This is a genomic window from Arthrobacter sp. UYCu723 (genome assembly GCF_054059215.1).
Genome location: NZ_JBSSBW010000001.1, coordinates 1024773 through 1051686 on the forward strand (window position 1 = coordinate 1024773; position 26914 = coordinate 1051686).

Annotated in this window: 21 protein-coding genes, 1 tRNA gene and 1 pseudogene; 10 read left to right on the top strand and 13 right to left on the bottom strand. The window is 65.7% G+C overall.

Annotated features, from left to right (window positions below; translation table 11 throughout):
- Positions 1-4: 4 nt before the first annotated feature.
- Both ACVWZ8_RS04580 and ACVWZ8_RS04585 read right to left on the bottom strand, forming a co-directional pair.
- Positions 5-403 carry a 6-pyruvoyl trahydropterin synthase family protein gene (locus tag ACVWZ8_RS04580; protein ID WP_456503939.1) on the bottom strand — a complete coding sequence of 133 codons (399 nt, stop codon included), beginning with the start codon at positions 401-403 and terminating at the stop codon, positions 5-7.
- Positions 404-407: 4 nt separating this feature from the next.
- Entirely contained in the window at positions 408-1430 is a 1023-nt protein-coding gene (locus ACVWZ8_RS04585; protein ID WP_456503940.1) for a zinc-dependent alcohol dehydrogenase, read from the bottom strand.
- Between the two features lie 138 nt (positions 1431-1568).
- Here ACVWZ8_RS04585 and ACVWZ8_RS04590 point away from each other — a divergent pair.
- Positions 1569-1658: transfer RNA gene (locus tag ACVWZ8_RS04590), tRNA-Ser, on the top strand.
- A 268-nt stretch (positions 1659-1926) separates the two neighbouring features.
- On the opposite strand, the gene ACVWZ8_RS04595 is transcribed toward ACVWZ8_RS04590, so the two are convergent.
- The 6 genes from ACVWZ8_RS04595 to ACVWZ8_RS04620 all read right to left on the bottom strand — a co-directional run bounded on the left by ACVWZ8_RS04595 (position 1927) and on the right by ACVWZ8_RS04620 (position 8934).
- Entirely contained in the window at positions 1927-2964 is a 1038-nt protein-coding gene (locus ACVWZ8_RS04595) for a phosphotransferase (protein ID WP_456503941.1), read from the bottom strand.
- A gap of 570 nt (positions 2965-3534) precedes the next feature.
- Positions 3535-4398, bottom strand: coding sequence for an endonuclease/exonuclease/phosphatase family protein (locus ACVWZ8_RS04600; protein WP_456503942.1), 864 nt, complete (start codon positions 4396-4398; stop codon positions 3535-3537).
- Between the two features lie 287 nt (positions 4399-4685).
- Positions 4686-5024: a hypothetical protein gene (locus tag ACVWZ8_RS04605; protein ID WP_456503943.1), complete on the bottom strand. Its 339-nt coding sequence runs from the start codon at positions 5022-5024 to the stop codon at positions 4686-4688.
- Between the two features lie 236 nt (positions 5025-5260).
- Positions 5261-6328, bottom strand: coding sequence for a YeiH family protein (locus tag ACVWZ8_RS04610; protein ID WP_456503944.1), 1068 nt, complete (start codon positions 6326-6328; stop codon positions 5261-5263).
- A gap of 92 nt (positions 6329-6420) precedes the next feature.
- Positions 6421-7431 carry a phosphotransacetylase gene (locus ACVWZ8_RS04615; protein WP_456503945.1) on the bottom strand — a complete coding sequence of 337 codons (1011 nt, stop codon included), beginning with the start codon at positions 7429-7431 and terminating at the stop codon, positions 6421-6423.
- A gap of 138 nt (positions 7432-7569) precedes the next feature.
- Positions 7570-8934, bottom strand: coding sequence for an aspartate aminotransferase family protein (locus ACVWZ8_RS04620; protein WP_426975980.1), 1365 nt, complete (start codon positions 8932-8934; stop codon positions 7570-7572).
- 230 nt (positions 8935-9164) lie between these two features.
- Here ACVWZ8_RS04620 and ald point away from each other — a divergent pair, with 230 nt between their 5' ends.
- The 5 genes from ald (at position 9165) to ACVWZ8_RS04645 (ending at position 15568) form a co-directional block, all read left to right on the top strand.
- Complete coding sequence (gene ald / locus ACVWZ8_RS04625; RefSeq protein ID WP_456503946.1) at positions 9165-10286, top strand: alanine dehydrogenase; 1122 nt, start codon at positions 9165-9167, stop codon at positions 10284-10286.
- Between the two features lie 93 nt (positions 10287-10379).
- On the top strand, positions 10380-11906 hold the full coding sequence (gene pdxR, locus ACVWZ8_RS04630) for a MocR-like pyridoxine biosynthesis transcription factor PdxR (RefSeq protein ID WP_426975978.1): 1527 nt from the start codon (positions 10380-10382) through the stop codon (positions 11904-11906).
- A gap of 18 nt (positions 11907-11924) precedes the next feature.
- Complete coding sequence (locus ACVWZ8_RS04635) at positions 11925-12707, top strand: IclR family transcriptional regulator (RefSeq protein WP_456503947.1); 783 nt, start codon at positions 11925-11927, stop codon at positions 12705-12707.
- A 210-nt stretch (positions 12708-12917) separates the two neighbouring features.
- On the top strand, positions 12918-14189 hold the full coding sequence (locus tag ACVWZ8_RS04640) for a hydroxyacid-oxoacid transhydrogenase (RefSeq protein WP_456503948.1): 1272 nt from the start codon (positions 12918-12920) through the stop codon (positions 14187-14189).
- Positions 14186-15568 carry an MFS transporter gene (locus ACVWZ8_RS04645; protein WP_426975975.1) on the top strand — a complete coding sequence of 461 codons (1383 nt, stop codon included), beginning with the start codon at positions 14186-14188 and terminating at the stop codon, positions 15566-15568. The genes ACVWZ8_RS04640 and ACVWZ8_RS04645 overlap by 4 nt, the downstream gene beginning before the upstream one ends.
- 67 nt (positions 15569-15635) lie before the next feature.
- On the opposite strand, the gene ACVWZ8_RS04650 is transcribed toward ACVWZ8_RS04645, so the two are convergent.
- Entirely contained in the window at positions 15636-16361 is a 726-nt protein-coding gene (locus ACVWZ8_RS04650) for a GntR family transcriptional regulator (RefSeq protein ID WP_426975974.1), read from the bottom strand.
- A gap of 56 nt (positions 16362-16417) precedes the next feature.
- Between ACVWZ8_RS04650 and ACVWZ8_RS04655 the strand changes: the two genes are divergently transcribed.
- Complete coding sequence (locus tag ACVWZ8_RS04655) at positions 16418-17251, top strand: FAD-binding oxidoreductase (RefSeq protein ID WP_456503949.1); 834 nt, start codon at positions 16418-16420, stop codon at positions 17249-17251.
- Complete coding sequence (locus ACVWZ8_RS04660) at positions 17251-19245, top strand: FAD-binding and (Fe-S)-binding domain-containing protein (RefSeq protein WP_456505905.1); 1995 nt, start codon at positions 17251-17253, stop codon at positions 19243-19245. The genes ACVWZ8_RS04655 and ACVWZ8_RS04660 overlap by 1 nt, the downstream gene beginning before the upstream one ends.
- A gap of 451 nt (positions 19246-19696) precedes the next feature.
- Here ACVWZ8_RS04660 and ACVWZ8_RS04665 read toward each other — a convergent pair whose 3' ends face one another.
- From ACVWZ8_RS04665 to xsc, 4 genes and pseudogenes are all read right to left on the bottom strand, one after another.
- Positions 19697-20791 (bottom strand): YeiH family protein, encoded by a 1095-nt coding sequence (locus tag ACVWZ8_RS04665; RefSeq protein ID WP_426975972.1) that lies wholly within the window; start codon positions 20789-20791, stop codon positions 19697-19699.
- A 135-nt stretch (positions 20792-20926) separates the two neighbouring features.
- Positions 20927-21238 carry a phosphate acyltransferase gene (locus tag ACVWZ8_RS04670; RefSeq protein ID WP_456503950.1) on the bottom strand — a complete coding sequence of 104 codons (312 nt, stop codon included), beginning with the start codon at positions 21236-21238 and terminating at the stop codon, positions 20927-20929.
- Between the two features lie 27 nt (positions 21239-21265).
- Positions 21266-22760 (bottom strand): annotated as a pseudogene (locus ACVWZ8_RS04675) (NAD-dependent succinate-semialdehyde dehydrogenase).
- 131 nt (positions 22761-22891) lie between these two features.
- A complete protein-coding gene (xsc, locus tag ACVWZ8_RS04680; RefSeq protein WP_426975969.1) occupies positions 22892-24790 on the bottom strand; it encodes a sulfoacetaldehyde acetyltransferase in 1899 nt (632 codons plus the stop codon).
- 202 nt (positions 24791-24992) lie between these two features.
- Between xsc and ACVWZ8_RS04685 the strand changes: the two genes are divergently transcribed.
- A complete protein-coding gene (locus ACVWZ8_RS04685; RefSeq protein WP_456503951.1) occupies positions 24993-25904 on the top strand; it encodes an IclR family transcriptional regulator in 912 nt (303 codons plus the stop codon).
- The gene (locus tag ACVWZ8_RS04690) at positions 25892-26911 is read left to right on the top strand and encodes an AAA family ATPase (RefSeq protein WP_426975967.1); all 1020 of its coding nucleotides are present in this window, start codon (positions 25892-25894) and stop codon (positions 26909-26911) included. Before ACVWZ8_RS04685 ends, ACVWZ8_RS04690 begins: the two co-directional genes overlap by 13 nt.
- The last annotated feature ends 3 nt before the right edge of the window (positions 26912-26914 follow it).

Genomic DNA, 26914 nt, shown 5'->3' on the forward strand with positions numbered 1-26914 from the left:
GTGCCTAGCGGGCGTCGAAGTCGAGCGTGTAGCTGGCCCAGGCGTCGGGGGTCTCGCGGAGGGTGACGTCCAGCCCGGCAAGCTCCGGCCCGTCCTGTCCCCGGCGGATCTTCGCAGCCACGGCGTCGGCGACGTACCGGGCCAGGGCCTCGGTGGTGCTGAGCTTTCCGGCGAAGTCAGGGTGCTCGTCCAGGTTCTTGAAGTTGAGGCCCTCGAGGACGGAATCCAGCACGTCGCCGGCCTCGCCGATGTCCAGAACAATCGCGTCGTCGTTCAGCGCACGACGGCGGAAGGTCACCTCCGTGACGAAGGTGGCCCCATGCATGCCCTGGGCAGGGCCGAAGGCGGGGCGCGGGAGGCTGTGGGCGATCATGAAGTTGCGGCGGACGGTCAGGCTGAACACGGTCTTACCTCGTGGCTTCTGTGGTCTTGGGATCGGGGACTGGGTATTCAATGACGTGGCAGAGCGCGTCCAGGGTGCCCTCGGAAAGCTGCCGGACGACGTCGGGCAGCTCTTCGAAGCTGGACGATCCGGTGAGGAACACATCGAAGACGGGGTCATTCAGCATAGAGACGGCGAGCTCGAGCCGGTCCGCGTGGGTGCGGCGGTGGCGGCGGGCGCGGGCCACCACGCCCACCTGGCTGGCGCGGATGGAAAGCCGGCGGGCGTGGAAGTCCTCCCCCAGCGGCAGCGTGATCTTCCGGTCGGCATACCAGGACATCTCGATGATGTCGCCCTCGTCGCCCGCGAGCTGCAGGCTCCGTTCAAGCCCTTCCTGCGAGGCCGAGCAGTGGATCACGATGTCGCAGTCCGGCAGGGCGTCGTCGGGGTGGCTGAACTCGACGCCGAGGGTTTCCGCGAACGCGCGCTTGGCGGGGTCGACGTCGATCAGCTGCAGCCGTCCGAGCGGGAACGCGCTGAGGAGCTTGGCCACCATGCCGCCCACGAGTCCGGCGCCGATCACGGCGACGCGGTCGCCGAGCCGGGGGCCGGCCTCCCAGAGCCCGTTGACGGCGGTCTCGACGGTTCCGGTGAGGACGGCGCGGCGGGCCGGAACGCCGTCGGGGACGACGGTGAGCGACTCGACCGGGACGACATAGCGGTCCTGGTGCGGGTACAGGCAGAAAACTGTCCTGCCCGGCCAGTCCGCCGGGCCTTCTTCGACGACGCCGACGGAGAGGTAGCCGAACTTCACCGGCCCGGGAAAGGAACCCTCCTGGTTGGGGGCGGCCATTTCCGCGGCGACGCATGGCGGCACGCGGGCGTTGTGAACGACGAGTTCGGTGCCCTTGCTGATGCCGGAGTACAGGGTGCGCACGATGGCTTCGCCTGGCCCGGGGGCGGGCAGCTCTTCGCGCCGGAGCTCACCTTTTTCGGGTCCGACGGTCCAGTACGCGGTTGCTGTGGCCTGCTGCTGAGAAGTACCCATCTTGCTGATGAATCTAGTGCCCCGGCAGGGTGCAGGGAAGCCTGTCCCGTGCCGGCGGGTCGTCCCGGGACACGGCCGAACCGCTTGGAGCCGGCCGTTTTGGGGTTGGGCGCCTTGCTCCGGTACCCTATACAGGTTGGTGACGTGTCCGAGCGGCCGAAGGTGCAACACTCGAAATGTTGTTTGGTGTCAAAGCCAACGTGGGTTCAAATCCCACCGTCACCGCCAAAGGGGGTATTACGAATTAACGTGGTCCCCGACGACGAATTCCTTTGGGTAGATTCCTACCCAAAGGAATTCGTCGTTAAGACGCAGGTGGAAGCCTCAGGCGCGATCCTCGGGGACAATCGGCGCGCGTAGCGTTACCCGGATGAGCCCCGAAGAGGCCGCCGAACTTACTTCGTGCGCAGTCGACTGACGGGGCTGGCTCGCTGTCTCAGCTCCTGCGCGAACACGAACCCGACCCAGGCGGCGCATCCAGGTCCCTTCACGGCCGTTAGACCATCTTCGTCGTGGTGAGGCTGGACGGGGCCTGATGATGCTTCGCCCGATCAGCGAGAACGGCGATGGCTAGGGACAAGCGGCCTGGTAGCGGAGAAGTTGCCAGACGGAGCCAGATGGCGTCCGAGTAGGCATGGAACCGGCCCGGGCTGACGTGCAGTTCCTCGGCGGCGGCCAGCACCTGCGTGTGAGCCGTTAGGTACCGTTCAGGCGTCATGTGGTTTTGTCGTAGATGAAGCTCCAGGTGGACGTCCAGGTCTGCCAGATCGAGGGCGGCCTCGGCCCGGGCCGTACTATCGAAATCCAGCAATCCGGGCGGGAATACGCCTTCAGTGGCGATGACTTGCTTGTCGTGAAGGTCTCCGTGGGCCCATACCAGTGGGTCCGGTGCCGTCCGGAGCAGGTTCAGGCTCACTTGCTCTGCGGCGGCGCGCAAGGCCTCGCCCGGAGACGACGATCCCGGGACGTTTTCATTGTGACGCAACCAACCGTTCACCCGCCGCCACACGTCCGCTGCTTCCACCTCTGGTGAATGGAGCGGAAGGCTGTTGAGAACGCTTTGTGCGGCGGGCCGAGAGGGGCCGTTCAGTTGCGCGACCCAGGCGCGCGACCATTTCTCCCACGCGCTGGCGAACGTTTCGTCGGAGACCGCGGCCTCCTTCGTACCCAGCTCACACAGAGTCTTTCCTGGGATGGCGCTGAAAACGATGACGTCCTGGGAGCTCCGAAGGAGGATTCTGGGGGTGGTGAAGGTGCCGGCGTCCAGCAGGATGTCCATTTGTGCGCAACGTTCGGCGGGCACGACGGCGCGGCCGGGCCGGAAGATCTTAATGTAGCGGCCCTCCGCCCGGACGACCGCCTGGCGGTAGGGCCGATACGAAATGACTTCCCCCTGCTGCGCTTCCGCCTGCAAGGCGGGCAGCCTCGGATCATCCGGCGGGATGAGTTTGAAGCGCCCGTGACGCAGACGCGCTCCCCTGACGCCGGGCCGTCCCGGCGTCAGGACCTCCGGAACGTAGTCTCCCGGTGTCATAACGGGCCAGGCCCGGCGGACCTGCCAGGCTGTGCCAGTATCGTCGGCGGCGGACAGGGGGACGGGGGGGAGGGCCAGCCCATGCGATCAGCTCCAGGACCCTGCGGATGTGCCAACTAGTGGCACCACGCAACGGGGTACCGGGATCCTGGCGTCCCGTGCCGCCAGTGCCCGGCCCGCAGCCAAGCTCTGTCCGTACATGTTCACCGCGGTCCTCAACACCCACAAGCTCTTCCGGCGCAAGCCGGTTCGTATGTCCAGCATGAACTACAACAATGAGGCGCCGGTTAAAGGATCATGAAGGAACTCTCATGAACGCCTTCTTCCCGTTCCCGATCGAGCGGCACTGCATGCAGCTAACACGAGACAGCAGACTTGTTCACGGCCGTGCTAAATCAAGTGCTTAGCCTGTGGCTACGACTCAAACTCCTCAGAAAATTCCCTTGTCCCACAACGGATCCAGCGAATTCGTAAAACGCCCGCGAATGGAGAAAGCGTCTACATCGTTGATAACTCAGCGAAGTAGGCGCCTTCTACTGAGTCGTTCAGTCCCGGGAGCGCGCTTTGCGGCTACTGGAACGTGGCGGTGGTGTAGATCAGGTTGTGGTCGGACGGCGGGCGTCCACCGACGATCTGATTGCCAGATGGCGTCCAGTTCTCCCAGTACTGGACCATGATGCCGTTGGCAGCACCGACGTACACCTGATCAATGCGGTAGTCACCGACGCCCGGACGCCTGTAGTCGTTGTAGGTGTTGAATTCAGGGTGCATCCTTGCGGCCGTGAGCCCGTAACTGTCCGCGTAACCGATGGCGTTGAGCTGGATTGCGTGCGGGGCCGAGATGCTTGAAGGGTCGTTGAAGTCTCCAGTCACGAAGGCCGGCAACCCGCCGGGGTTGACCCGCTTGATCTCGGCGGCGAGCTTTGCTGCTTCGGAGTTGCGGGCAGCCTGCCCGCCAGCGCCGACTTCAAAGTGGGTGTTGAAGACGAAGAACTCTCTGCCTGTCGCCCGGGACTTCAGCTTGACCCAGGTCATGGCGCGACCGTAGTCCGGATACGGCTTGAACTCGAAAATTTTGTAGCTGGAAGCAGTCAGTTTGAACAACCCCGCACGCCACATGATAGGGATCGGTTCGGCCGTGCCGTTGGCAGGCTGGTACATGGCGTAGCCCGTCATCCGCCGAATGTCTGATGCCTGCGTGTATTGGCGCAGCCCAACCGTGATGTTCGGCGCTTCCTGGATGCCGATCACATCAGGCTTTACCGTGTTGATGACATTCTTGACGCCGACAACGCGTGAATCCCATCGAGGGATTTCGGGCTGTGACACCTCGCGCCAGGCCGAGTCGACGTTGTACGAAGCGACTGTGACGGTTGTGGTGCCCGCCGCGTTTGACGGTGCGGCACCAAGCACGGAGGTTCCGACGGCAAACATGAGGACCGATGCGGTGGTGGCAGTCCTCGTCTTCCTGGATATGCTGCGGTCAGGATTTTTCTGCTGGAAAGATAGCAACGTGTTCCCCGTTCGCTGATCCTCAACCGTCCTGATGGGTTTCTCGATAACGCCGAGGCCTCAATTGTAGGGCGCGGACGGAGCCAGATACAGGGCATCAGCTAAGCATGGAGAAGCCGTCAACGCGAAACGGAAAGACCCCTGGTTCCCATTGCTTACCAGGGCACCAAGGACCTTTGCCTTGCCGGGGCTGGGGCTTGGCGCGGGCCTTACACGTTTTCAGGCCGGTGATCGCCCTTATGGCCGCGCAGGTTGTCCTGCACCTTGCCGAACAAATCCTTGATGGTTGACTCTGTGTTGGTGAGCATGTCCGGCTGAACGTAGACCTGCTGGGTCGGAGGAAAGCTGTAGTGGGCTGGAAGACCGCCCGTGCCGTCCACCCCTTCCAGCGCGATGGTGACTCCGCCCTCCTTGCGCGCAATGGCGCCGATCCGGCCGAATACCACGGTGAATTCGTCCGGCTGGAAGCTCACGGTCAGCCCGACGTGTGTACGGTTAAGATCGCTTGCTGCGATGGCCTTCTCGTTACCGGTCCCTGAATAGCTCATGTCCTTCTCCCGACGTCGTTGCCGTTGTACGCCAGCAGTCTACGTCTGTGCCGGAACGCCGCATAGGGACGGCGTTGACTCGTCTCATACCTCCGCGTAGCCGGATACGTTGCCTCAGCTGAAAACCCCCGCCTGGATAGTGCTGGCGGGTGATCCCGTGCACCGGTGTGCCACTACGGCGATGGCAACAACGAACGCCGAAATGATGAGTTCCGTGGTGGTCATGGCGTCCACTCCTAGATAAGTTGCACTCCCACATAGGCGAGTACTCCGATGAGGCCCCACGAGAGCATAGCGGCGACAATGGCCCTGCCGCTGGTGTGCAGCAGGGACCGCATCTGCACCGATGCCCCCAGTCCGAAGAGGGCTGCGGCCAGCAGAAGATCCTGGGCGATGGCGGCGCCTTCCAGGGCCGCATGCGGCAGGATTCCCAGCGTCCGCAGCACGATCATCGCCATGAATCCGGCCACGAAGAGCGGGATCAGCGGCGGGAACTTCAGGTTGCTTTTTTCGGTGCCGTTGGCCGCCGCCCGGCTGCGGTAACGCTGCACCAGCGCGGCTCCGGTGACCATCGGGGCAAGCATCAGGACTCGGGTGAGCTTGATGATCAGCGCTCCGGCCAGGGCGGTGGCACCGGCCGTCTGCGCGGTCGCCACAACCTGCCCCACATCATGGACCCCGGCCCCCACCCAGTGCCCGAACTGGACATCGTCCAGGCCGAGAGGACCCTTGAGGGCGGGCAGCACGGCAATGGCAAGCGTTCCGCACAATGTCACGAGCGCGATGGGGACGACGGTGCCGCGGTGGTCCGTCTTGGTCACCCCGCTCATGGCGCCGATGGCGGAGGCGCCGCAGATGGAAAAGCCTGCGGCCAGGAGCAAGGGCTGGTCGCCAGGAAGTTTCAGGGCCTTGCCCAGCAGCAGTGTCCCCACAAAGGTCAGCAGGACGATGCCCACCACGATCCCCAGCGTCGCCCAGCCGAGCTCGGCCACGTCAATGAGGCTGAGCTTCAGGCCGAGCAGCACGATGCCGAGCCGCATGAACCTCTTCGCGGCCAGCACCAGCCCGGGCTGCATGACTCCTTCAACTGCCGTGCTGATCCCGGGCAGGTTCGCGGAGAGGATGCCCAGGATGACGGCCACCGTGAGGAAGGGCAGCACCGGCACGGCCGCGTGGATGAGCCACGCGGCGGCGACGGCGGCGGCTGCCAGCGCGAGCCCGGGCAGCCGCTTGTACCGCAGGCCCCGGGAAAGAAGTCCACCCTGCTTGTCGCTTCCTACGGGTGTGGCAACGTCTTGTGTCATGGTGGTCTGCGATCCATCCGGAGCCGGCACGCGCCAGGCCCAGGCCGGATCTCCTTTCTTTCGAGGCAGCAATTGAAACGGTGGCCGGATGCTCAGGCCGCTGAGGGCGGAAGCCCGGGCCGGCCGGTGGCAGCGGCGGAGGAGAGCGACTGCATGGCGCTCAGCAGGCCCACGGAGGCGATGTCCTCCGCGCTGCAGCCCCGGGACAGATCGTTCAAGGGTGCGGCCAGGCCCTGCAGGATGGGGCCCACGGCGACGGCTCCGCCGAGGCGTTCGGTGATCTTGTAGCCGATGTTCCCGGCATCCAGGCTGGGGAACACCAGGACATTCGCCTGGCCTGCGACCTCCGAGCCGGGCGCCTTCGACGCACCGATCGTGGGGACAAGGGCAGCGTCGAACTGCAGCTCGCCGTCCACTTGCAGCAGCGGGTGACGGGTCCGCAGGATCCCCATCGCGGCCCTGACCTTGTCCACGTGCGGATGGACGGCGCTGCCGCGGGTGCTGAAGGACAGCATGGCCACCTTCGGAGTCTGCCCGGTCAGCGCCTTGTGCGAGGCCGCCGCCGAAGCGGCGATGTCCGCCAGCTGTTCCGCGGACGGATCCGGCACGACGGCGCAATCGCCGAACGTCAGTTCCCTGCCGTCGGGAAGGAGCATCAGGAATGAGCTGCTCAGGGTGGTGCAGCCGGCAGCCAAGCCCACCACACGCAGCGCGGCACGGAGCACCAGGGCTGTGGGAGCGGCCGCCCCTGCCACGCAGGCATCAAGGTACCCGGCCCGCAACGCGGCCGCGGCAACATGGACAGGCTCCTGTTGGGCCTGGGGCAGCTGCAGGGGCTTGCGGGCATAGGCCTCGCCGATCAGCGCGGCGACCGCGCTGTCGCGGGCCAGCGCACCGACGTCGAGGATGGCATCCCCGGGCAGGGCACAGCCCAGCCCGGCGGCCAGCCGCCGGATTTCGTCGTTCCTGCCGATCAGCCGGGGCTGGAGAATCCCTTCGGCCGCCAGCATACTGGCGGCGCGGACGGCACGTGCGTCCTCGCCGTCGGCGAATCCCACCACCCGGCCGCGGCCGGACAGTTCCTGTCGCCAGCGCTCAAACACTGCGCTCCCCGCGGGCCGCGCTGCCTGCGATCCCCGCTTGTTAGTAACCGCCGTCGCCATCGTCTTGCCTCTCATATCGAGCCCTGCGGAGACCCCCGCCAGGGAGGTCTCCGCAGGGGGAAACCGGAAGCCGCGGCTTTAAGGCTGAATGGCCTTTTCGACGTCGTTCAGCATGCCGTCCACGCCGTGCAGCAACGCGGACAGGACCTCGGCGTCGGCCACGAGCGGCGGGGAGATCATGATCATGGTGGCGCCGCGGTCGTCTCCGCGCAGGATCACCTTGGTCCGCTTGAAGGACTCGGGCAGGACTTCGCGCAGGACCTTCAGCGACTCGGCCTCGGTCAGTTCGCGGCCGCTGAAGCTGTCCGCCATGAGTTCGATCGCGTAGAAGAAGCCGGTGCCCCGGACCGCCTTGACGCAGCGGTGCGAGGATTTCAGGGATTCCAGCGCCTCCCTGATCTTGGGGCCCTGTTCCTGGACGTTGCCCAGGACGTTTTCGTCCCGCATGGCGGTGATGTTGGCGACCGCGACGGCGGTGGACACCGGGTGCCCGCCCCAAGTGGCGCCGTGGGTGAAGACTCCGCCCGTGGAGGAGTTGAACAGCTCCTGGACCAGCTGTTCACGGACGATCAGGCCGCCCAGGGGTGCGTAGCCGGAGGTGGAGCCCTTGGCGAAGGTGACCATGTCCGGGACGACGCCGGTGACGCCGTAGCCGAAGAAGTGGCCGAGCCGGCCGAAGGAGCAGATGACTTCGTCGGAGACCAGGAGGATCCCGTACTTGTCGCACAGGGCGCGCAGTGCCGGCCAATATCCGTCCGGTGCCACGAGGGCTCCGCGGCCGTTCTGGACCGGTTCGGCAAAGATCGCCGCAACGGTTTCGGGGCCCTCTTCGAGGACCACACGCTCAATGGCTCGGAAGCAGTCGAGTTCGGTGACCGGGCCGCAGTCGCCGGTGAAGCCGAGGGTGTTCGGGACGCTGCGGATGCCCGGCAGGAGTTCGCCGAACGGGTCCTTGATCTTGGGCAGCTGCGTGATCGACAGGGCGCCCATGGTGGTGCCGTGGTAGGCCATGTCGCGGCTGATGACCTTGGTGCGCTGCGGCTGGCCCTGGCTGCGGAAGTACTGGCGGGCAAACTTCAGGGCCGTCTCCACGGCTTCGGAGCCGGAGTTGACGAAGAACGTGGTACCCAGGTCGCCGGGGGCCAGGTCCGCGATGAGGGCGGCGGCCTCGATGGCCGGCGGGTGCGCCGAGCCCCAGTTGGAGGCGTAGGCCAGGGTGCTGATCTGTTCGCTGGCTGCCTTGGCGATGTCCTTGCGGCCGTGGCCCATGTTCACGCAGAAGAGGCCGGCGAGGCCGTCCAGATAGCGGCCCCCCTCTGTGTCGATGAGGTAGCTGCCTTCGCCACGAACAAAAATGGGGAACTCGCTGTCCCAGGTGTCCTTGCGGGTGAAATGGGGTCCGAGGTGTCGTCGGGCCTGGGCCCTGAGTGTGGTGGCGTCCACGATCATCTCCTTTTTGTCGAGGTGAGTAGCGATGATCGAAAGCCTAGGCCGGGGTTCCGGCGGGCGTCAGTGCCACATGGGTGCCGTCTGATGGGACCAGTTTGGTCCCTTCAGGTCGAACTCTTCTGGCCCTTCTGGTCCCATCCGGGCCCGGCCCATACTTCGATAATGCTGCGCAGCCCGCACAGCGGACTTATCTGACAGCACCCATCGACAACACGGAGGTCCCAATGAAGATCGGCATCCCGAAGGAAATCAAGTCCCACGAATACCGAGTGGCCGTCACGCCTGCGGGCGTCCATGAGCTGGTTGCTCACGGGCATGAGGTGTTCATTGAGGCCGGCGCAGGGATAGGCTCGTCCATCGCCGACGATGCGTACACGGTGGCGGGAGCCAGCATCCTCCAGACGGCCGACGAGGTCTGGGCCACGGCTGATCTGCTGCTTAAGGTCAAGGAGCCGATCGCCGAGGAATACCGCCGCATGCGTCCGGATCTGACGATCTTCACGTACCTGCACCTGGCAGCCGACGAAGCCTGCACCCGGGCGCTGCTGGACGCCGGTAGCACGTCCATCGCCTACGAAACGGTACAGCTTGAGGACGGCTCCCTGCCGCTGCTGTTCCCCATGAGCGAAGTGGCCGGCCGGCTGGCTCCCCTGGTGGGCGCCCAGTGCCTGACCCGCCCCGAGGGCGGCCGCGGCGTGCTGATCGGCGGCGTCTCCGGCGTGGCACCGGCCCGCGTGGTCATCATCGGCGCCGGCGTCTCAGGCATGAACGCCGTCGCCGTGGCCGCCGGCATGTGGGCCGACGTGGTCCTGTTCGACAAGAACGTGGACAAGCTGCGCGCCGCAGACCGCATGTACCAGGGCCGCGTCCGCACGCTCGCCGCCAACCAGCTCGCCATCGAGCAGGAAGTCATCCAGGCGGACCTGGTCATCGGCGCCGTCCTGGTTCCCGGCGCCAAGGCCCCGAAGATCATCTCCAACGAACTGGTCTCCCGCATGAAGCCCGGCAGCGTCCTTGTGGACATCGCCATCGACCAGGGCGGCTGCTTCGAGGACTCGCACCCGACCACGCACCAGGAACCCACCTTCCGCGTGCACGGCTCGGTCTTCTACTGCGTGGCTAACATGCCGGGCGCCGTCCCCCACACCTCCACTTACGCCCTGACCAACGTCACGCTGCCGTACGTGCTGCAGATCGCCGACAAGGGCGTCGAGCGGGCCGTGGCCGAAAACGCAGCGCTGCGCGCCGGCCTCAGCACCCTCGGCGGTCAGCTGACCAACGCCGCCGTCGGCGCAGCCCTCGGCATCGATGTCATGGATTCAGTGGATGCTGTGGCATTTAGCTAAAGTCAAAGAGAAATTCTTGGCGAGGGAGTTCATACTGAACTCCCTCGCTTCTTTCGGTCCTGATACTTCATCGCGCTACTTGGGAGGCGACACGTGCCACGGACACTCATAGAGATTGACCGCAGTTCCAGCGAGCCGCTGTACCGGCAGGTCCGCCGCGTCATCGAGCATGGCATCGCCGTGGGCATCTTCGATGCGCGCCGGCGGCTCCCCAGCTCCCGGGAGCTGGCCGCCGAGCTCAAGGTCTCACGCAACACCATCAACCTGGCCTACCAGGAATTGCTCACGGAGGGGCTGGTGCTCAGCCACGAGCGCCGCGGTATCTTCGTGAACCCTGAAATGCTGGCCGCGGCGGCAGTCGAGGCGCCGGCAACGGAATCAATGATCGACTGGTCCTCCCGGATGCGCCGCTACGCCGACGAAGGCGTCCCCGAGGTGGAGAAAACGGCCGACTGGTACAAGTACCCGTACCCGTTCGTGGCCGGCCAGGTGGATGTCCACAGCTTCCCCGCCACCGCCTGGGTCCGGAGCCTGCGGGAAGCCCTGTACCAGCCCCACCGTTTCGCCAGCCTCCAGGACAGCGTGGGCGCCGACGACCCCATGCTGGTCGAGATGATCCGGCGCCAGATCCTTCCGGCACGCGGCATTGAGGCCGGGCCGGACGAAATCCTGATCACCGTCGGATCCCAGCAGGGACTGGACCTGCTGGCCAGGACCCTGCTGGGCCCCCACCATCGCGTGGGCATCGAGAACCCCGGCTATCTGGACGCGCGCCACATCTTCCTGCGCACCGGCGCCCAGGTCTACGGGATCGACGTCGACCGGGACGGGCTCTGCCTCCCGGAGACACTCAGCGGCACCGCACTGCTCTACGTCACCCCCAGCCACCACCACCCCACCAACGTCACGCTGAGCATGGAACGCCGCCGTCGTCTGCTCAACCTTGCCGCCGCCTCCGGGACGGTGGTCATCGAGGACGACTACGACAGCGAGTTCCGCTACGAAGGCAGCCCCAGTCCCGCGCTGAAGGCGCTGGACTCCACCGGCGACGTCCTGTACCTGGGTACGTTCTCCAAGTTCCTGTCACCCGGTTTGCGGCTGGGGTTTTTGGTCGGCCCGGCTGAGTTGATCCGCGAACTAAGAAAGGTGCGCCGTTACCAGGTCCGCCATCCGCCAGGCCATTTACAGCGGGCGCTCGCTCTGATGATTGACAGCGGGGACTATCACCGTGCGTTGCGGCGCCACCGCCGGCAGATGAAGTCCCGCTGGGAGATGGTCAGCAGCCTCTCGGCACAATATCTGCCCTGGGATCAGGGCAGCTACCCGCCCGGCGGCGTCAGTCTTTGGGTGGAGGGGCCGCCCGGGCTGGATGCCCTGGAGTTGGTCCGCCGCGTAGAAAAGCGCGGAGTGCTCATTGAACGGGGCGATATTTATTTCATCCAGCCGGACGCACCGCGGAATTGCTTCAGGATTGGTTTTGGCGCCATTCCCTTGCGCTCAATTGCGGAGGGTCTGGCAGTGGTCGGCGAGGAAGCAAAGATCCTGCTCGGGCAGGGAGCCATCGAGGATTACGACGGCGGCCCAGGGGGCACTGCCGGCGGAACGGTCGCGCGGGCGTAGCGCCGGTACACTGGCGCAATGACTGATCATGCGCCCGCCGGGACACAAGCAGTGGGCCGGGCGCTCAGCGTACTCAAACTTCTCGGTTCGGCCACCGGCGAGCTCAGCGGCGCGGAAATTGCCAAGGCAGTTGGCCTCTCCTCCGGCACCGCGAACCGGATCATCAGGGCGCTCGTGGCCGAGGATTTCATCGCCCGCAACCCACGGACCGACTGCTACTACCTCGGCAGCGGGACCGTCCTGCTGGGCCAGGCGGCACAGCGCGGTTTCGGGATCGATAAGATGCTGCCGCTGCTTGAGCAGCTCAACGCCGAAACCGGCGAATCGGTCAACCTGTCCATCCGTGACGGCGATGAATCGGTGGTCATGCTCCGGGTTCAGTCCACCTTGCCGCTTCGGTTCGAGCAAAGGACCGGTGCGCGGTTCCCGCTCCACACCACCGCCTCAGGAAAAGCCATTTTGGCGTTCACGCCACGCTGGGAAGACTACGTGGCAGCCTTGCCGCCGCGGCTGCAGAAATTGACCCCGCACACACTGGAAACACCGCAGGAGCTGGAACAGGCGATTGCCGCGGTCCGGAAGCGCGGCTACAGCATTGACGAACAGGAAAACGTCGACGGCGTCCGCAGCGTCGGCGCTCCGATCCTTGACAGCGCGGGGAATGCCCAGGCCGCACTAGTAGTACAGGTACCGGCAGTCCGAATGCCTAAGGGACGCGTCCGCGAACTCGGCGAACGCGCTGTCCAGATTGCTGCAGAAGCGGCCTGGTTCGTCCCTGTCAACCGGACCACTTCCCGCTAAGCGGGGAACACTTCGCCGCCGGGCTCCTGCCCGCCCCACCTGACGCGCACGGCGTTCTTCACCTGCTCCCTGCCTGCAATCGCGGGCGCATCACAACACTTAATGCTGCCCCTTTGCGGTATGAGGTACTTCACATCTGCAATGGACGGCACTACAGTGAATCCATTATGTGGGGAGCCTCCACACATAGCGACGACAAAGAGGTCAGTCATGAACGCTCTTAACTCCACCGAAACAGTTTTCACATGGGCTGCGCCCCCGCTGAAGTTCGGGAATGGCGCACTGGAAGAGATCGGATCCGAGGTGGCCGCGCTTGGAGCCTCCTCATGCCTGATCATCACCGATCCGGGTGTGCGTAATACGGGCATTCCCGAGCGGGTCCAGCAGATCCTGCTGGCTTCCCGCATCAAATGCGAGGTGTTTGACCGGGTATGTATCGAACCCACGGACGACAGCATCAACGAGGCCGTAGCCCACGCCCGCCAGCGGGAATGGGACTGCTACATTGCCATCGGCGGCGGATCCGCGATCGACACCGCCAAGGCAGTCAACCTGCTGACCACCCACCCGGGCGAACTGCTGGATTTCGTCACCCCGCCGATCGGCGGCGGCAAGGCGCCGTGGCTTCCGCTGAAGCCGCTCATTGCAGTTCCGACGACGGCCGGAACCGGCTCCGAGTCCACCACCATCTGCGTCATCGACTTTCTGGGCCTCCACCTCAAGGCCGGCATCAGCCACGCGAAGCTGCGGCCGGTACTGGCCGTCGTCGATCCTTTGACCACTCTCACGCTGCCCAGCCAGGTCACCGCCGCGAGCGGCATGGACGTGCTTTCACACGCGCTGGAGAGCTACACCTGCGTCCCCTTCGACTCCAAGCCGGCCCCGGTGGACCCCAGCAAGCGGCCGGCGTTCTGCGGTTCAAACCCCATCAGTGACGTCTGGTGCGAGCAGGCACTCCGGCTGGTTGGTAAGTTCCTTCGCCGGGCCGTCCAAGACGGAACCGACCTCGAAGCCCGCTACCAGATGGCGCTGGCCTCGACCTCCGCTGGCACCGGGTTTGGCAACGCCGGCACCCACCTGCCGCACGCCAACGCTTATCCCGTCGCAGGCGCTGTGAAGAACTACCGCGCCGAGGGATACCCGGAGATGCCCATGGTCCCGCACGGCCAGGCGGTTTCCTCAACGGCGGCAGCCGTCTTCCGCTGGACCTACGACGGCGATCCGGCCCGCCATCTTCGCGCTGCTGAGCTGTTGAGCGGTCAGACGTTCACCGCCACCGACGGCGCTGACGCCCTGGCCCAGGTGCTGTCCGAACTCATGACTGACATCGGGATGCCCGCGGGCCTTCGCAGCTTCGGCTACACCGAGGCTGATCTGGATGAACTCGTGGACGGCACCATGAAGCAGACTCGGCAGCTGGCGGTGGTACCGCGTCCGGTCACCAGAGACGCCCTTCTCGGCATCTTCCGGGAGTCCCTGTGAGTGCCGGAACGGAGCTCCGCAGCGGCGCCGACATTGAGATCTCCAAGAAGGATCTCCGTACGGTCATCATCTCCTGTGTGGTGGGAACGACGGTCGAATGGTACGACTTCTTCCTCTACGGGATGGCGGCCGGACTGGTCTTCAACAAGCTGTACTTCCCGAGCGAGGATCCGCTGGTTGGCACCCTTCTGGCCTTCGCGTCCTTTGCCGTGGGGTTCGTGGCCCGCCCAGTGGGCGGTCTCATCTTCGGCCACATCGGCGACCGGGTGGGGCGCAAGAAGACGCTCGTGGCCACCATGATGATCATGGGCGTGGCCACGTTCCTGATCGGCGTCATACCGCCCTATGCGATGATCGGCGCTGCGGCCCCGATCCTGCTGATTGTGTTCCGCCTGGCTCAGGGCGTGGCAGTAGGCGGAGAATGGGGCGGGGCCGTACTAATGGCCGTCGAGTACGCGCCCAAAGGGAAGCGCGGGCTGTACGGCAGCTTGCCGCAAGTGGGGCTCGCCCTCGGCCTGATGCTGGGAACCGGCATCTTTGCCCTCCTGGGGGCAGTGATGAGCGGCGAATCGTTCCTCGCGTGGGGGTGGCGGATAGCCTTCCTGCTCAGTGCGGTCCTGGTGATCGTTGGGCTGTTCATCCGGCTGAAAGTCATGGAAACTCCGGCGTTTCAAAAACTCCAGCAGGCCGAGTCCCGCGCCACCATCCCTGCGTTAGAGCTCGTGAAGAACCGGGGATCCCGGCGCAACATCATGCTTGGCATGGGAGCCCGCTGGGCCGAGGGCGTGGCCTTCAACACCTGGGCCGTCTTCGCCATCACCTACGGCACCGGAACCTTGAAACTTGACCAAGGCACACTTCTGCTCTCGGTCATGGCCGCAGCCGCCGCCATGGTGGTCTTCATCCCGATCATGGGCCGGCTGTCAGACCGGGTGGACCGACGGCACATGTATACGGTGGGCGTGATCATTCTGGGACTGGCGGCTTGGCCGGCCTTCCTGCTGCTTGGCACCGGCAATGCCTTGGTGGTCGGCGGAACTATCGTTCTGGTCCTAGGCATCATCTATCCGGTGATCTACGCGCCGGAGGCCTCGCTGTTTTCCGAACTCTTCCCCACGCGGGTGCGGTACAGCGGAATTTCAGTGGTGTACCAGCTGTCCGGGCTGTTCGCCTCAGGCCTCACGCCGCTGGTACTGGTCTACTTGCTGGGCGAAGCCGATGGCGGCTTGTACTGGATCATGGCCTACATTGCCGCGGTCACTGTCATCAGCGCCGTGTGCACCATGGCCATACGTCGTCGTGACATGTACACGGAAGCGGACGACGCCGCCGTAGCGGTCGCATCGGACGAACCATTGGTTGCCGCTCCAGTCAGATAGCGGCTTGGGCGCGGGCGCCTGTCAGCCGGCGCCCCGCACTCCGTCTTTTCCGGCGGAACGTAGCCGGTCAGTCGATGAGGGCAGCCCACAGTGCGTCGGCGTCCCGACCTTCCCCCTCCTGACGCGCAGCCTCCCGCGTCAGCAAGCGGCCGGTTTCCCGCAGATGCACGGCCATCGCGACTGCCGCACCGGGCCCGTCGCCGGCCAGGATGGCCTGGACAATCGGCGTGTGCTCCGCGTGGATGCCCTGCAGCGTGCGGGACTTCTCCGCGGTGGAGGCGCCCACGAGGCGGATCGCGTCCCGGAGGTTCTCGATGGTCTGGCGCACCAGATTATTACCGGCCAGTGCCAAAATCAATCCGTGCAATCGCTGGTCGCGCAACATGAACAGCGCTTCGTCATCGGCGTCGACGGCGTCTTGCAGTTCCGCGCTCGCGGCACGCAGCGCTTCGCGGTCACTGACCGCCGCCCGCGCCGCCCGCCCAGCCGCCGGGACTTCCAGCGCCAGGCGGACGGCAAAGATCTCCACCAGTTCCTCCGGTCCGGGCATGATCACGCGGAACCCGCGGTTACGTTCGAACCGCACCACGCCGGTCTCGGCCAGCCGCAACAGGGCGTCCCGTACCGGGCTTCGGGAAACCCCTAGGTTTTCGGCCAAGGTGTAGACCGAGTACAGCTCCCCCGGAACCAGGGTTCCTTCCCTGATGGCATCCCGCACGGCTTCGATGGCGCGCTCGGTCAAGGAGGGCGCGTTGGTGACGATCGGGGTCATCTGCATGTGGGTACGTGGCATGTTTTTAGCCTAACTCTCTGGACATTCTCCACTATGTGGCCTGTAACATGTTAGTCATGGTTACTTCGCTGCAGGCACCCCGTTCGCTGGCCTCCTTGCTGCGCTCGCGCGGCATCGCAGACGTCCGGGACGACGCCCTCTCCAGGGCCGCCTACTCTTCCGATGCCTCGCTGTACCGGGTGGAACCCTCCGTCGTGGTGTTCCCCAGGAGCACGGACGAGGTCCTGGGCGCGATGGAAGCGTGCCGGGACCGCGGAATCCCCCTTACCGCAAGAGGCGCAGGAACCTCAGTTGCCGGCAACGCCGTGGGCACCGGCGTCATCCTTGACTTCAGCCGGAATATGAACAAGGTGCTGTCGCTCGACCATGAGGCCCGCACCGCCGTCGTCGAACCCGGAACCGTCCACGCGACGCTGCAGAAGGCGGCACTGGCCCAGGGGCTACGGTTCGGGCCCGATCCGTCGACGCACACGCGGTGCACGATCGGCGGAATGATTGGCAACAACGCCTGTGGCTCCCGCACCCTGGCCTACGGGCGCACCAGCGACAACGTCACCCAACTCGACGTCGTCACAGGGTCCGGGCAGCGACTGTTTCTGGGTCCGGACGGAACCCCGTCCACGCCGCAGACCGACGCCCTGCGCGCCCTTGTCGGAGGTGGCCTGGAGACCATCCGCACGGAGCTGGGACGCTTCGGCCGTCAGGTCTCGGGCTATTCACTCGAGCACCTGCTGCCGGAGCGTCGCTTCGACCTGCGCCGCGCCCTGGTGGGAAGCGAGGGCACCCTGGCCGTGGTGCTGGAGGCCGGCGTGCGGCTCGTGGCCGACGCCCGATATAAGGCGATGGTGGTGCTGGGGTTCGAAACATCGGTGCCGCAGGGGACGCCGTGATGCAGGTGCTTCCGTTCTCCCCGACAGCCTGCGAGGGCATGGACCGCAGGATCGTCGACGTCGTTGCGAACCGGCGCGGGGCGGCCGCGGTTCCGGATCTTCCGGCAGGGGCTGCCTGGCTTTTCGTGGAAATCTCCGGCGATGATCCGGCCGATGTGAGGGACCGCGCAGCGAAACTTGCGCTGCTGGACGCGGCCAAGGAGAGCCGGGTGGTGACTGACCAGACCCAGGCGGCCAGGCTCTGGAAGATCCGCGAGGACGGCGCGGGCCTGGCCGGGCGCTCGCCGGCGGGCGTCCCGGCCCACTCCGGCTGGGAGGATGCGGCCGTTCCCCCGGCGGAGCTCGGTAACTACCTGCGGGACTTCGACAAGCTGCTGATGCGGCACCGGCTGACCGGTTTCCCTTACGGCCACTTCGGCGACGGCTGTGTCCACGTCCGCCTGGACCTGCCGCTGGACCACCCGGGCGGCACGGTTGTTTTCCGTGAATTCATGACCGAGGCCGCCGAGCTCGTGGCCAGTTATGGCGGATCACTCTCCGGCGAACACGGCGACGGCCGCGCCCGGAGTGAATTGCTGCCGCACATGTACTCCCCTGACGCCATCCGGATGTTCGCCAACATCAAACACATTCTGGATCCGGACAATCTCCTCAACCCCGGCGTGATCGTTGACCCCCGCCCGTTGGACGCGGATGTGCGGGTCGCTCTCGCGCACCCCCTCACCAAGGGCCTGGCATGGGCCTACCACGATGACAAGGGCGATTTCAGCCAGGCCGTGCACCGGTGCACCGGCGTCGGCAAGTGCCGGGCGGATAACACCGGCGACGACGTCATGTGTCCTTCCTTTCTGGCCACCAGGGAAGAGAAAGATTCGACCCGCGGGCGCGCCCGGGTCCTGCAGGAGATGATCAGCAAAGGCGGCGCAAACTGGCGGGCACCGGAAGTCCATGATGCTCTGGATCTTTGCCTCTCGTGCAAAGGCTGCGCCTCGGATTGTCCCACCGGGGTGGACATGGCCGCCTACAAGGCCGAGGTCCTGCACCAGAGCTACAAGGGCCGTCTGCGCCCTATGGCGCACTACACCCTCGGCTGGCTGCCGCGATGGGCAGCGCTGGCCTCCAAGGCACCGCGGCTGGTCAACGCCATGATGCGGCTTCCCGGCCTGGGTCCACTGAGCCTGCGATTTGCCGGCGTGGACAGCCGGCGCAGCATCCCGGAATTCGCGCCGCAGACGTTCCACGCCTGGTTTAACTCGCGTCCGGAACCGGCCGGAGAAAGGCAGCGCACCGTACTGCTGTGGGTCGATTCCTTCACCAATTACTTCTCGCCGGAAATCGGGCAGGCCGCCGTCAGGGTGCTGGAGGCGGCCGGGGTGAAGGTCGATATCCCCGCGGAGCCGCTGTGTTGCGGTCTGACCTGGATCTCAACCGGGCAGCTGGACGGCGCCCGCAAAATACTTGGCCGGACTGTGGAGACGCTCACCGCCGCGGCGGAGGCAGGCACGCCGATCGTGGGCGTGGAACCTTCCTGCACGGCCGTCCTCCGCTCAGACGCACTCGAACTGCTGGGGGCGGACGCCGCGCAGCCGGTCGCCAACGCGACCCGCACCCTGGCCGAGTACCTCGGCACCCTCCCGAACTACACCCCGCCGTCGCTGGCCGGACAGTCCGTGGTGGCGCAGCCGCACTGCCATCACCATGCGGTGATGGGCTGGAGTCCGGATGCGGAGTTACTCAAGGAGGCTGGTGCCGAGCTCGAACAACTGGGCGGTTGCTGCGGGCTTGCCGGCAACTTCGGCGTGGAGCGCGGCCACTACGATATTTCCGTCGCCGTAGCGGAACAGCAGTTGCTGCCCGCCGTCCGGGCCGCGGCGCCTGATGCCCTGGTTCTGGCCGACGGCTTTTCGTGCCGGACCCAGCTGGAAGACCTCACGGACCGGCGCGGGCTGCACCTGGCCCAGCTTCTGGACCAAGCTGCCGAGCCGCCGTCATAGCAAGGTCGCACCGACGCCCGTCTTCAACCGGCCGGTGCTACCGCTAAAGATACTTGCCGATCGCGGCGTGAACGTCGCCTGCGGAAACGACGGGATTCGAGACCTACGGTCTCCATATGGCAACGGTGACATGCTCGAACGTGCCATGTTTGTTGCTTATCGAAGCGACCTTCGCCGCGATAAGGACATTGAGCTGGCATTGGACTCGGCGACCTACAACGGTGCTCAGATACTGGCAACAGTGCTCAGATTCTGGGCCTTGAGAACTATGGGCTGGACGTCGGATGCAATGCCGACCTGGTCGTAGTCCGGCACGAAATGTTGCTGAATCGGTGGTCAACCGGCCTCAGCGAACGCTGGTTGTAAAGACGGTAGCCGACGCGCCGACAGCGCCCTCGGAGGACGGACCACCCATCAGCAGAAGTATCCGACCAGCTGGCCTTGTGTGCTCCTAGATGAATTGCACGCCGGCATATGCCAGTGCCGCGATGAGGGCCCAGGAGAGCATCGCTGCGATGATTGCCTTGCCGCTGGTTTGGAGCAGTGACCGTACCCGCACCGAGGCTCCCAGCCCGTAGAGGGCTGCGGCCAGCAGGAAGTCCTGGACCGTGCCGGCAATCTCAAGGGCCACGGGCGGCAGGATTCCCAGTGTGCGCAGAACGATCATCGCCATGAACCCGGCCACGAAGAGCGGGATCAGCGGCGGGAGCTTGATGCCGGATTCCCGTGCGCCGTTTGCCCCTGCGCCGTTCTTCTTTGCTCCCTTTGCCGTCCGGCGGCGGCGGTAACGGTCCACGAGGGCGGCTCCGGTAACCATCGGCGCGAGCATCAGCACGCGGGTGAGCTTGATGATCAGCGCTCCGGCGAGGGCGGCCGCCCCGGCCGTCTGCGCCGTTGCCACGACCTGCCCCACATCGTGGACGCTGGCCCCCACCCAGTACCCGAACTGAACAGGGTCCAGGCCAAGGGGCCCCTGCAGCACTGGCAGCGCCGCAATTGCCAGCGTTCCGCACAGCGTCACGAGCGCGATGGGAACCACGGTATCGCGGTGATCCGTTTTGGTGACCCCGCTCATCGCCCCGATCGCGGAGGCCCCGCAGATGGAAAAACCTGCGGCCAGCAGCAAAGACTGATCGCCCGGAAGTTTCAGTGCCTTACCCAGCATCAGTGTCCCCGCAAAGGTCAGCAGCACGATACCAACCACTATCCCCAGCGTCTTCCAGCCCAGCGCGGCCACATCGATGAGGCTGAGTTTGAGACCCAGCAAAACGATGCCCAGCCGCATGAAGCGCCTGGCCGAAAGCACCAGACCGGGCTGAAGGACCCCTTCCACGGCCGTACTGATCCCGGGAAGGTTCGCCGAAAGAATCCCCAGAATTACGGACACCGTGAGGAACGGCAGCACCGGGACGGCCGAGTGGATGAGCCAGGCGACGGCGACGGCAGCCGCGGCCACCGCCAGCCCCGGAAGCCGCGGGCTTCGAAATCCGGGGGGAAGACTCCCCCGGCCGCCTGTTTCAGCGGATGTGGCAATGTCTTGTGTCATAGTCGTCTGCGATCCTCCCTGAGCCGGCATGCGCCAGATACGGGCCGGATCTCCTTTCTTTCGGGACAGGCCTCATGGAACGCCCCTCGGGGCAGGAAGCTCAGGCCGCCGCCGGCGAGAGCGATTGCATGGCGCTCAGCAGACCCACGGAGATGATGTCCTCCGCGCTGCATCCCGGGACAGATCGTTCAACGGCGATCCAGGTGCCTTCGACGCCCCGATCTGCGGGACCAGGGCGGCATCAAACTGCAGTTCGCCATCCACCTGAAGCAGCGGATGGCGGGTCCGCAGGATCCCCATCGCTGACCTGACCTTGTCCATGTGCGGATGGACGGCGCTGCCCCGCGTGCTGAAGGACAGCCTGGCCACTCTGGGTGCCTGCCCCGTCAGAGCCCGGTGCATCGCAGCCGCCGATACGGCTATGTCCGCTCGGTATGCCTGGGGCACCAGCTTCTACCAAGGCTTAGCCAAGGCTTAGACGCGGGGAATAGCCATGTACTTGGTCTCGAGGAATTCCTCGATCCCGACCCGGCCACCCTCGCGGCCCAGGCCGGAGGCCTTGATGCCGCCGAAGGGCGCCGCAGGGTTGGAGACAATTCCAGTGTTGAGCCCGACCATGCCAACTTCAAGGGCGTCGCCCATGCGGAAGCCCCGGTCCACGTCCTGGGTGAAGAGATAGCCCACCAGCCCCCACTGGGTGTCGTTGGCCAGCCGGGTGACTTCCTCTTCGGTGTCGAAGGGAACTACAGGAGCCACGGGCCCGAAGATCTCCTGGCTCATGAGGTCGGATTCCGGGCTGACGCCGGACAAAACAGTGGGAGTGTAGAAGTAGCCGGGGCGGTCCGGGCGGGAGCCACCGCACACCACCGTGGCGCCCTTGGACACGGCGTCGTCCACCAGTTCCTGCATTTTAGTGAGTGCCTTCTCTTCGACGAGGGGCCCGACGTCGGTGCCGGAGTCGGCTCCGTCGCCCACCGAAAGGGCACTGAGGCGGGCGGCCAGCCGTCGGGCGAATTCGTCCGCGATGGGGCGCTGCACAAAGAGCCGGTTGGCTGCCGTGCAGGCCTCGCCCATGTTGCGCATCTTCGCGGCGACAGCGCCGTCCACGGCACGGTCCAGGTCAGCGTCCTCGAACACGATGAACGGGGCGTTCCCGCCCAGTTCCATCGAGGAGCGCATGACGTGCTGCGATGCCTGCTGGAGCAGGCGCACGCCGACTTCGGTGGAGCCGGTGAAGCTGACCTTGCGGGCGATGCCGCTGGCCATCCAGGGCGACACCACCTCCGAGGCCTTAGTGGTGCAGACAACGTTGAGCACACCCCTGGGCAGGCCGGCCTCGATCAGGATGTCCACGAGCGCCAGGGAGGACAGCGGGGCGAGGTTGGCGGGCTTGAACACCATGGTGCAGCCGGCCGCGATGGCCGGGCCGATCTTGCGGGTGCCCATGGCCAGGGGGAAGTTCCACGGCGTGACCAGCACGCAGGGGCCCACGGGCTCCTTGGAGACGAGGATGCGGTTCTTGCCGTCGCCGGTGGTGGTCAGGTCGCCGCCGATCCGCACGGCCTCCTCGGAGAACCAACGGAAGAACTCCGCGGCGTAGGCCACTTCGCCCTTGGCCTCCGGGAACGGCTTGCCCATCTCGCTGGTCATAATGAGAGCGAGCTCATCCTGTCGGGCCGTGATCAGGTCGTAGGCACGGCGGAGGATCTCGCTCCGCTCGCGCGGCGACGTCTTGGCCCATTGCTTCTGTACGCGGCCGGCGGTTTCGATGGCCCGGCGGGCGTCTTCGGGACCGCCGTCGGCTACCGTGGCGATGACCTCTTCAGTGGGGAGGATTTACGACGTCGAAACGGGCCCCGGACGCCGCTTCGGCCCATTCGCCGTCGATGAACAGGCCGGTGCTGACCGTGGCGATTGCGTCAAGCGCCTGCTGCGAGGTCCGGGAGTTGGTCGTTGACTGGATACTCATGAGCGTCCTTTGCTATGGGTCGGGCCGAGAAGTCTGGCCCGGTGGCGGCCGGGTCTGGAAGAGAAGAAGGCCTGCGGAGGCCTCCACAAGGAAGACCTCCGCAAGGGTAAAACCGGAAACGAAATCAGGATTTAGACGTAGTCCTTGTACTTCTCGAGCATGCGGATCGGCTTGGCGAGGGCATCGCGGCGGAAGGGATCGCCCAGTTCACGGGTGCACATGATCTCGATGACTGTGGTCTTGCCTTCTTCCATCTGGGCGGCGAGCGCGCGCTTGAGGGCGGGACCGACCTCGTCGAGCCGGTCGACCACGATGCCTTCGGCACCCATGGTCTGGGCCATGGCGGCGAAGCTCTCGTTCTCGTTGTCGAGTTCGCCGGCCACGAAGCGGCGGTTGTAGAACTCCACCTGGTTCTTCTTCTCCGCACCCCACTGGCGGTTGCGGAAGACGATGGCCGTGACCGGGATGTCGTGCCGGACCGCGGTCAGGACTTCGCCCATGCTCATGGCCCATGCGCCGTCGCCGGCGTATGCCACTGCGGGACGGTCCATGGCCGCGGCCTTGGCGCCGATCATGGTCGGCAACGCATAGCCGCAGTTGCCGAAGCTCATCGGGGCGAAGAAGCTGCGCGGCTTCTCGAACCTGAGGTAGCTGTGGGCCACGGAGTTGATGTTTCCGATGTCGGTGGAGATCATGACGTTCTCCGGCATCGCCTTTTCCAGCTCGCGCAGCACCTGGCGCGGGGACAGCCAGTTGCCTTCCTCGTTCTTGTGCTCCTCAAGCATGTCCAGGCTGTACTCATCCGTCTCATGAGTCCACGCGGTCAGCTCCTCTTCCCAGCTTTCCTTCTCAGCCTTGATCGTGGCGGCACGCTCGGCCTTGGTGGCGTCGCAAGCAAGCGTCAGCTGGTCCAGGCGCTTGCTCAGTTCGAGGGCGACGGCCTTGGCGTCGCCGCAAATGCCGACGCTGATCTTCTTGACCAGGCCGAGCATGGTGTGGTCGGCGTCGATCTGGATGATCTTGGCTTCGGTGGGCCAGTAGGCCTGGCCGTACTGCGGCAGGGTGCCGAACGGGCCCAGGCGAGTGCCAAGGGCGATGACGACGTCGGCCTGGGAGATGAGCTTCATGCCCGCCTTGGATCCCTGGTAGCCGAGCGGTCCGGCCCAGAGCGGGTGGCTGGCCGGGAAGGAGTCGTTGTGCTGGTAGCTGTTGACCACCGGGGCGCCCAGACGCTCGGCGAGCGCCTTGCATTCCTCGACGCCGTCGGCCATGACCACACCGCCGCCGGAGACGATCACCGGGAACTTGGCGGTGGCGAGCAGCGCTGCGGCCTCGTCCAGGCTCTTGGTGCCGCCGGCACCGCGGTCCACGCGGCGCGGCTGCGGGATTTCGGCGGTGATCTCGCCGTAGAAGTAGTCACGCGGGATGTTCAGCTGGGTGGGCCCGTTTTCGGACATGGCGCGGTCGAAGCAGCGGCTGGTGAATTCTGCCATGCGGGCCGGGTGCGTCACGTGGCCCTGGTACTTGGTGAATTCCTGGAACATGGGCAGCTGCTTGGCTTCCTGGAAGCCGCCCAGGCCGATGCCCGTCGTACCGGCTTCCGGCGTCACGATGACCACCGGGCTGTGGGCCCAGAAGGCGGCGGCGATGCCGGTGACGCAGTTGCTGATGCCGGGGCCGTTCTGGCCGATGACCACGCCGTGGCGGCCGCTGGCACGGGCATAGCCGTCGGCCATGTGGGCTGCGCCCTGTTCGTGGACCACCGGGACCAGACGGATGCCGGCGGGAGCGAAGATGTCCATCGCGTCCATGAATGCCGAGCCCATGATGCCGAAAATATCGGTGACGTCATTGGCGACCAGGGTCTCCACGAAGGCCTCCGACGGCGTCATCTTCTGCAGGCCCTTGACTACTTCACGTGCGGCCTTGGCCGGGGCGCCATCGCCCTGTGCCTCAGATGCCTCCGTGACGAGCGCTTCTTCCGCGCCGTCGTCGGCAACGAATGAGGTTTCGACGGTGTCTTGGCTCATGATGACTCCTCCTCCAGGACTTCGCCTAGATACGCTAGATATATAAAAAATGGAACAAAACGTTCCTGTTTTGGTGCTGATGCCGAGATTATGACAAAAGCGCCGCAAGGTCAACAGGTATTTCAAATATTTGGAACTAGACGTACGATATTCTTGAAATAGATGCCAAAAACAGTGCGGCTTGAGCAGTGGAGGACAACAAATGGCTGAGATTCACAGGCTTGGTGACCCAGGCGTGCAGGCACCGACGGAGTTGCTCGGGGAGACGCCCACCATGCGGCTGTTCTCGCTGCTGGAACTGATCGCCACGAAGGACCAGCTCTTCACGCTCCAGGGGCTGGTGGAGGAAACGGGCACCCCCAAGCCCACCCTGCACCGCATGCTGCAGCAGCTGGAAAGCGCCGGCCTGCTGATCCGCGAAAACAACGGCCGGCACTACGGCACCGGGGTCCGCCTGCGGCGCATGGCCGAGGACCTGCTGATTAACGACATGCACCACGGCGCGCGCCGCGCGGTGCTGCGCAATCTGGTCGCGGAACTGGGCGAGAGCTGCAACGTGACGGCTGTGTCCGGCAGCGAGGTGGTCTACCTGGACCGCATCGAAACCTCCGAACCGCTCCGGATCACGCTGCAGCCTGGGTCCAGGGTTCCGGTCCACTGCTCGGCCAGCGGGAAGATGATCCTCTCCCAGCTCAGCCCGGCCCAGCGCAAGCGGCTCATTGCCGCCGCACCGCTGGAGCGCTACACGAACAAGACCGTGACGGACCCCGAGCTGATCGAGGAGGAACTCCAGCGCGTCCGCAGGGACGGCTATGCCATCGACGACGAGGAATTCCTGCCGGGCATGGTCTGCGTCGCAGTGCTGGTGCCCACCACCAACGCCGTGTCCAATCTCTGTGTCGCCGTCCAGGCGCCCGTCATGCGGCTCACTCCGGAGAAAGGGCTGAAGCTACTCCCCGCCCTGCAGCGTGCCGCGGCGGAGCTCGGCAGGATTGAGGCCGAGTCCGGTGCCGGCACCGGGGAAGCAGCCGTCGACGGCGGCAGCCCGGCCGGCACGGGCGGCACCGGCTCGGGCAGGGCTGACGCGGCGGAGGACCAGCTGTGGAGCAGTTGACACGCCTGATGCCCGATGAGATGGTCTCTGTCCGCGAGGTGTTCAACCTCGACTCGGACCTCAAGGTGGCCGCGTTCCGGGATGCCGAGGAGCACGTCCCCGAGGTTGACCCGGCATACCGGTTCAACCACGACGTCACGCTGGCCATCCTGGCCGCCTTCACCCGGAACCGGCGGATGCTGCTCCAAGGGCTCCATGGGACGGGGAAGTCAACGCACATCGAGCAGGTGGCCGCACGGCTGAACTGGCCGTGCGTGCGCGTCAACCTGGACGGCCATATCAGCCGGCTGGACCTCGTGGGGCGCGACACCGTGGTCCTCAAGGACGGCAAGCAGATCACCGAGTTCCAGGAGGGCATCGTCCCCTGGGCCATCCAGCGGCCTGTGGCCCTGATCCTGGACGAGTACGACGCCGGGCGGCCGGACGTGATGTTCGTGATTCAGCGGCTCCTGGAGCGTGACGGCAAGCTGACACTGCTCGACCAGAACAGGGTCCTGGACGTGCACCCCGGCTTCCGGCTCTTTGCCACGGCCAACACCGTGGGACTGGGGAACCTCAACGGCATGTACCACGGCGTCCAGCGGCTCAACCACGCCCAGATCGACCGCTGGAACATTGTTGCGGCCCTGAACCATCCCCCGGCGGAGGACGAGATCGGGATCGTGCTGGCGCGGGTTCCGGAGATGGACCACCCGGCCGGCCGTAAGCTGGTGGCCTCCATGGTGGCCGTGGCCAAGCTGACCCGGGACGGCTTCCGGGTGGGGGACCTGTCCACCCTGATGTCCCCGCGCACCGTGATCACCTGGGCCGAGAACATCGAGATCTTCGGCGACCCGGGCAAGGCGTTCCAGCTGTCCTTCGTCAACAAGTGCGACGAAGCCGAACAGCCGGTCATCGCCGAGTACTTCCAGCGCTGCTTCGACCGCGAGCTGGAAGCACCGCGGACGCCGGGGTATGGGCCGGCCGAACCGCAGCCGGCCGGCGCCTTCGCCGCCGCCGCGGGGTAGGGC

Excerpts from the sequence above, each read along its gene's own strand:
- ACVWZ8_RS04585 (WP_456503940.1), bottom strand. The coding sequence starts at position 1,430 with ATGGGTACTTCTCAGCAGCAGGCCACAGCAACCGCGTACTGGACCGTC.
- ACVWZ8_RS04595 (WP_456503941.1), bottom strand. The coding sequence starts at position 2,964 with ATGACACCGGGAGACTACGTTCCGGAGGTCCTGACGCCGGGACGGCCC.
- ACVWZ8_RS04600 (WP_456503942.1), bottom strand. The coding sequence starts at position 4,398 with ATGTTTGCCGTCGGAACCTCCGTGCTTGGTGCCGCACCGTCAAACGCG.
- ACVWZ8_RS04605 (WP_456503943.1), bottom strand. The coding sequence starts at position 5,024 with ATGAGCTATTCAGGGACCGGTAACGAGAAGGCCATCGCAGCAAGCGAT.
- ACVWZ8_RS04610 (WP_456503944.1), bottom strand. The coding sequence starts at position 6,328 with ATGACACAAGACGTTGCCACACCCGTAGGAAGCGACAAGCAGGGTGGA.
- ald (WP_456503946.1), top strand. The coding sequence starts at position 9,165 with ATGAAGATCGGCATCCCGAAGGAAATCAAGTCCCACGAATACCGAGTG.
- ACVWZ8_RS04635 (WP_456503947.1), top strand. The coding sequence starts at position 11,925 with ATGACTGATCATGCGCCCGCCGGGACACAAGCAGTGGGCCGGGCGCTC.
- ACVWZ8_RS04640 (WP_456503948.1), top strand. The coding sequence starts at position 12,918 with ATGAACGCTCTTAACTCCACCGAAACAGTTTTCACATGGGCTGCGCCC.
- ACVWZ8_RS04650 (WP_426975974.1), bottom strand. The coding sequence starts at position 16,361 with ATGCCACGTACCCACATGCAGATGACCCCGATCGTCACCAACGCGCCC.
- ACVWZ8_RS04655 (WP_456503949.1), top strand. The coding sequence starts at position 16,418 with ATGGTTACTTCGCTGCAGGCACCCCGTTCGCTGGCCTCCTTGCTGCGC.
- ACVWZ8_RS04660 (WP_456505905.1), top strand. The coding sequence starts at position 17,251 with ATGCAGGTGCTTCCGTTCTCCCCGACAGCCTGCGAGGGCATGGACCGC.
- ACVWZ8_RS04665 (WP_426975972.1), bottom strand. The coding sequence starts at position 20,791 with ATGACACAAGACATTGCCACATCCGCTGAAACAGGCGGCCGGGGGAGT.
- xsc (WP_426975969.1), bottom strand. The coding sequence starts at position 24,790 with ATGAGCCAAGACACCGTCGAAACCTCATTCGTTGCCGACGACGGCGCG.
- ACVWZ8_RS04685 (WP_456503951.1), top strand. The coding sequence starts at position 24,993 with ATGGCTGAGATTCACAGGCTTGGTGACCCAGGCGTGCAGGCACCGACG.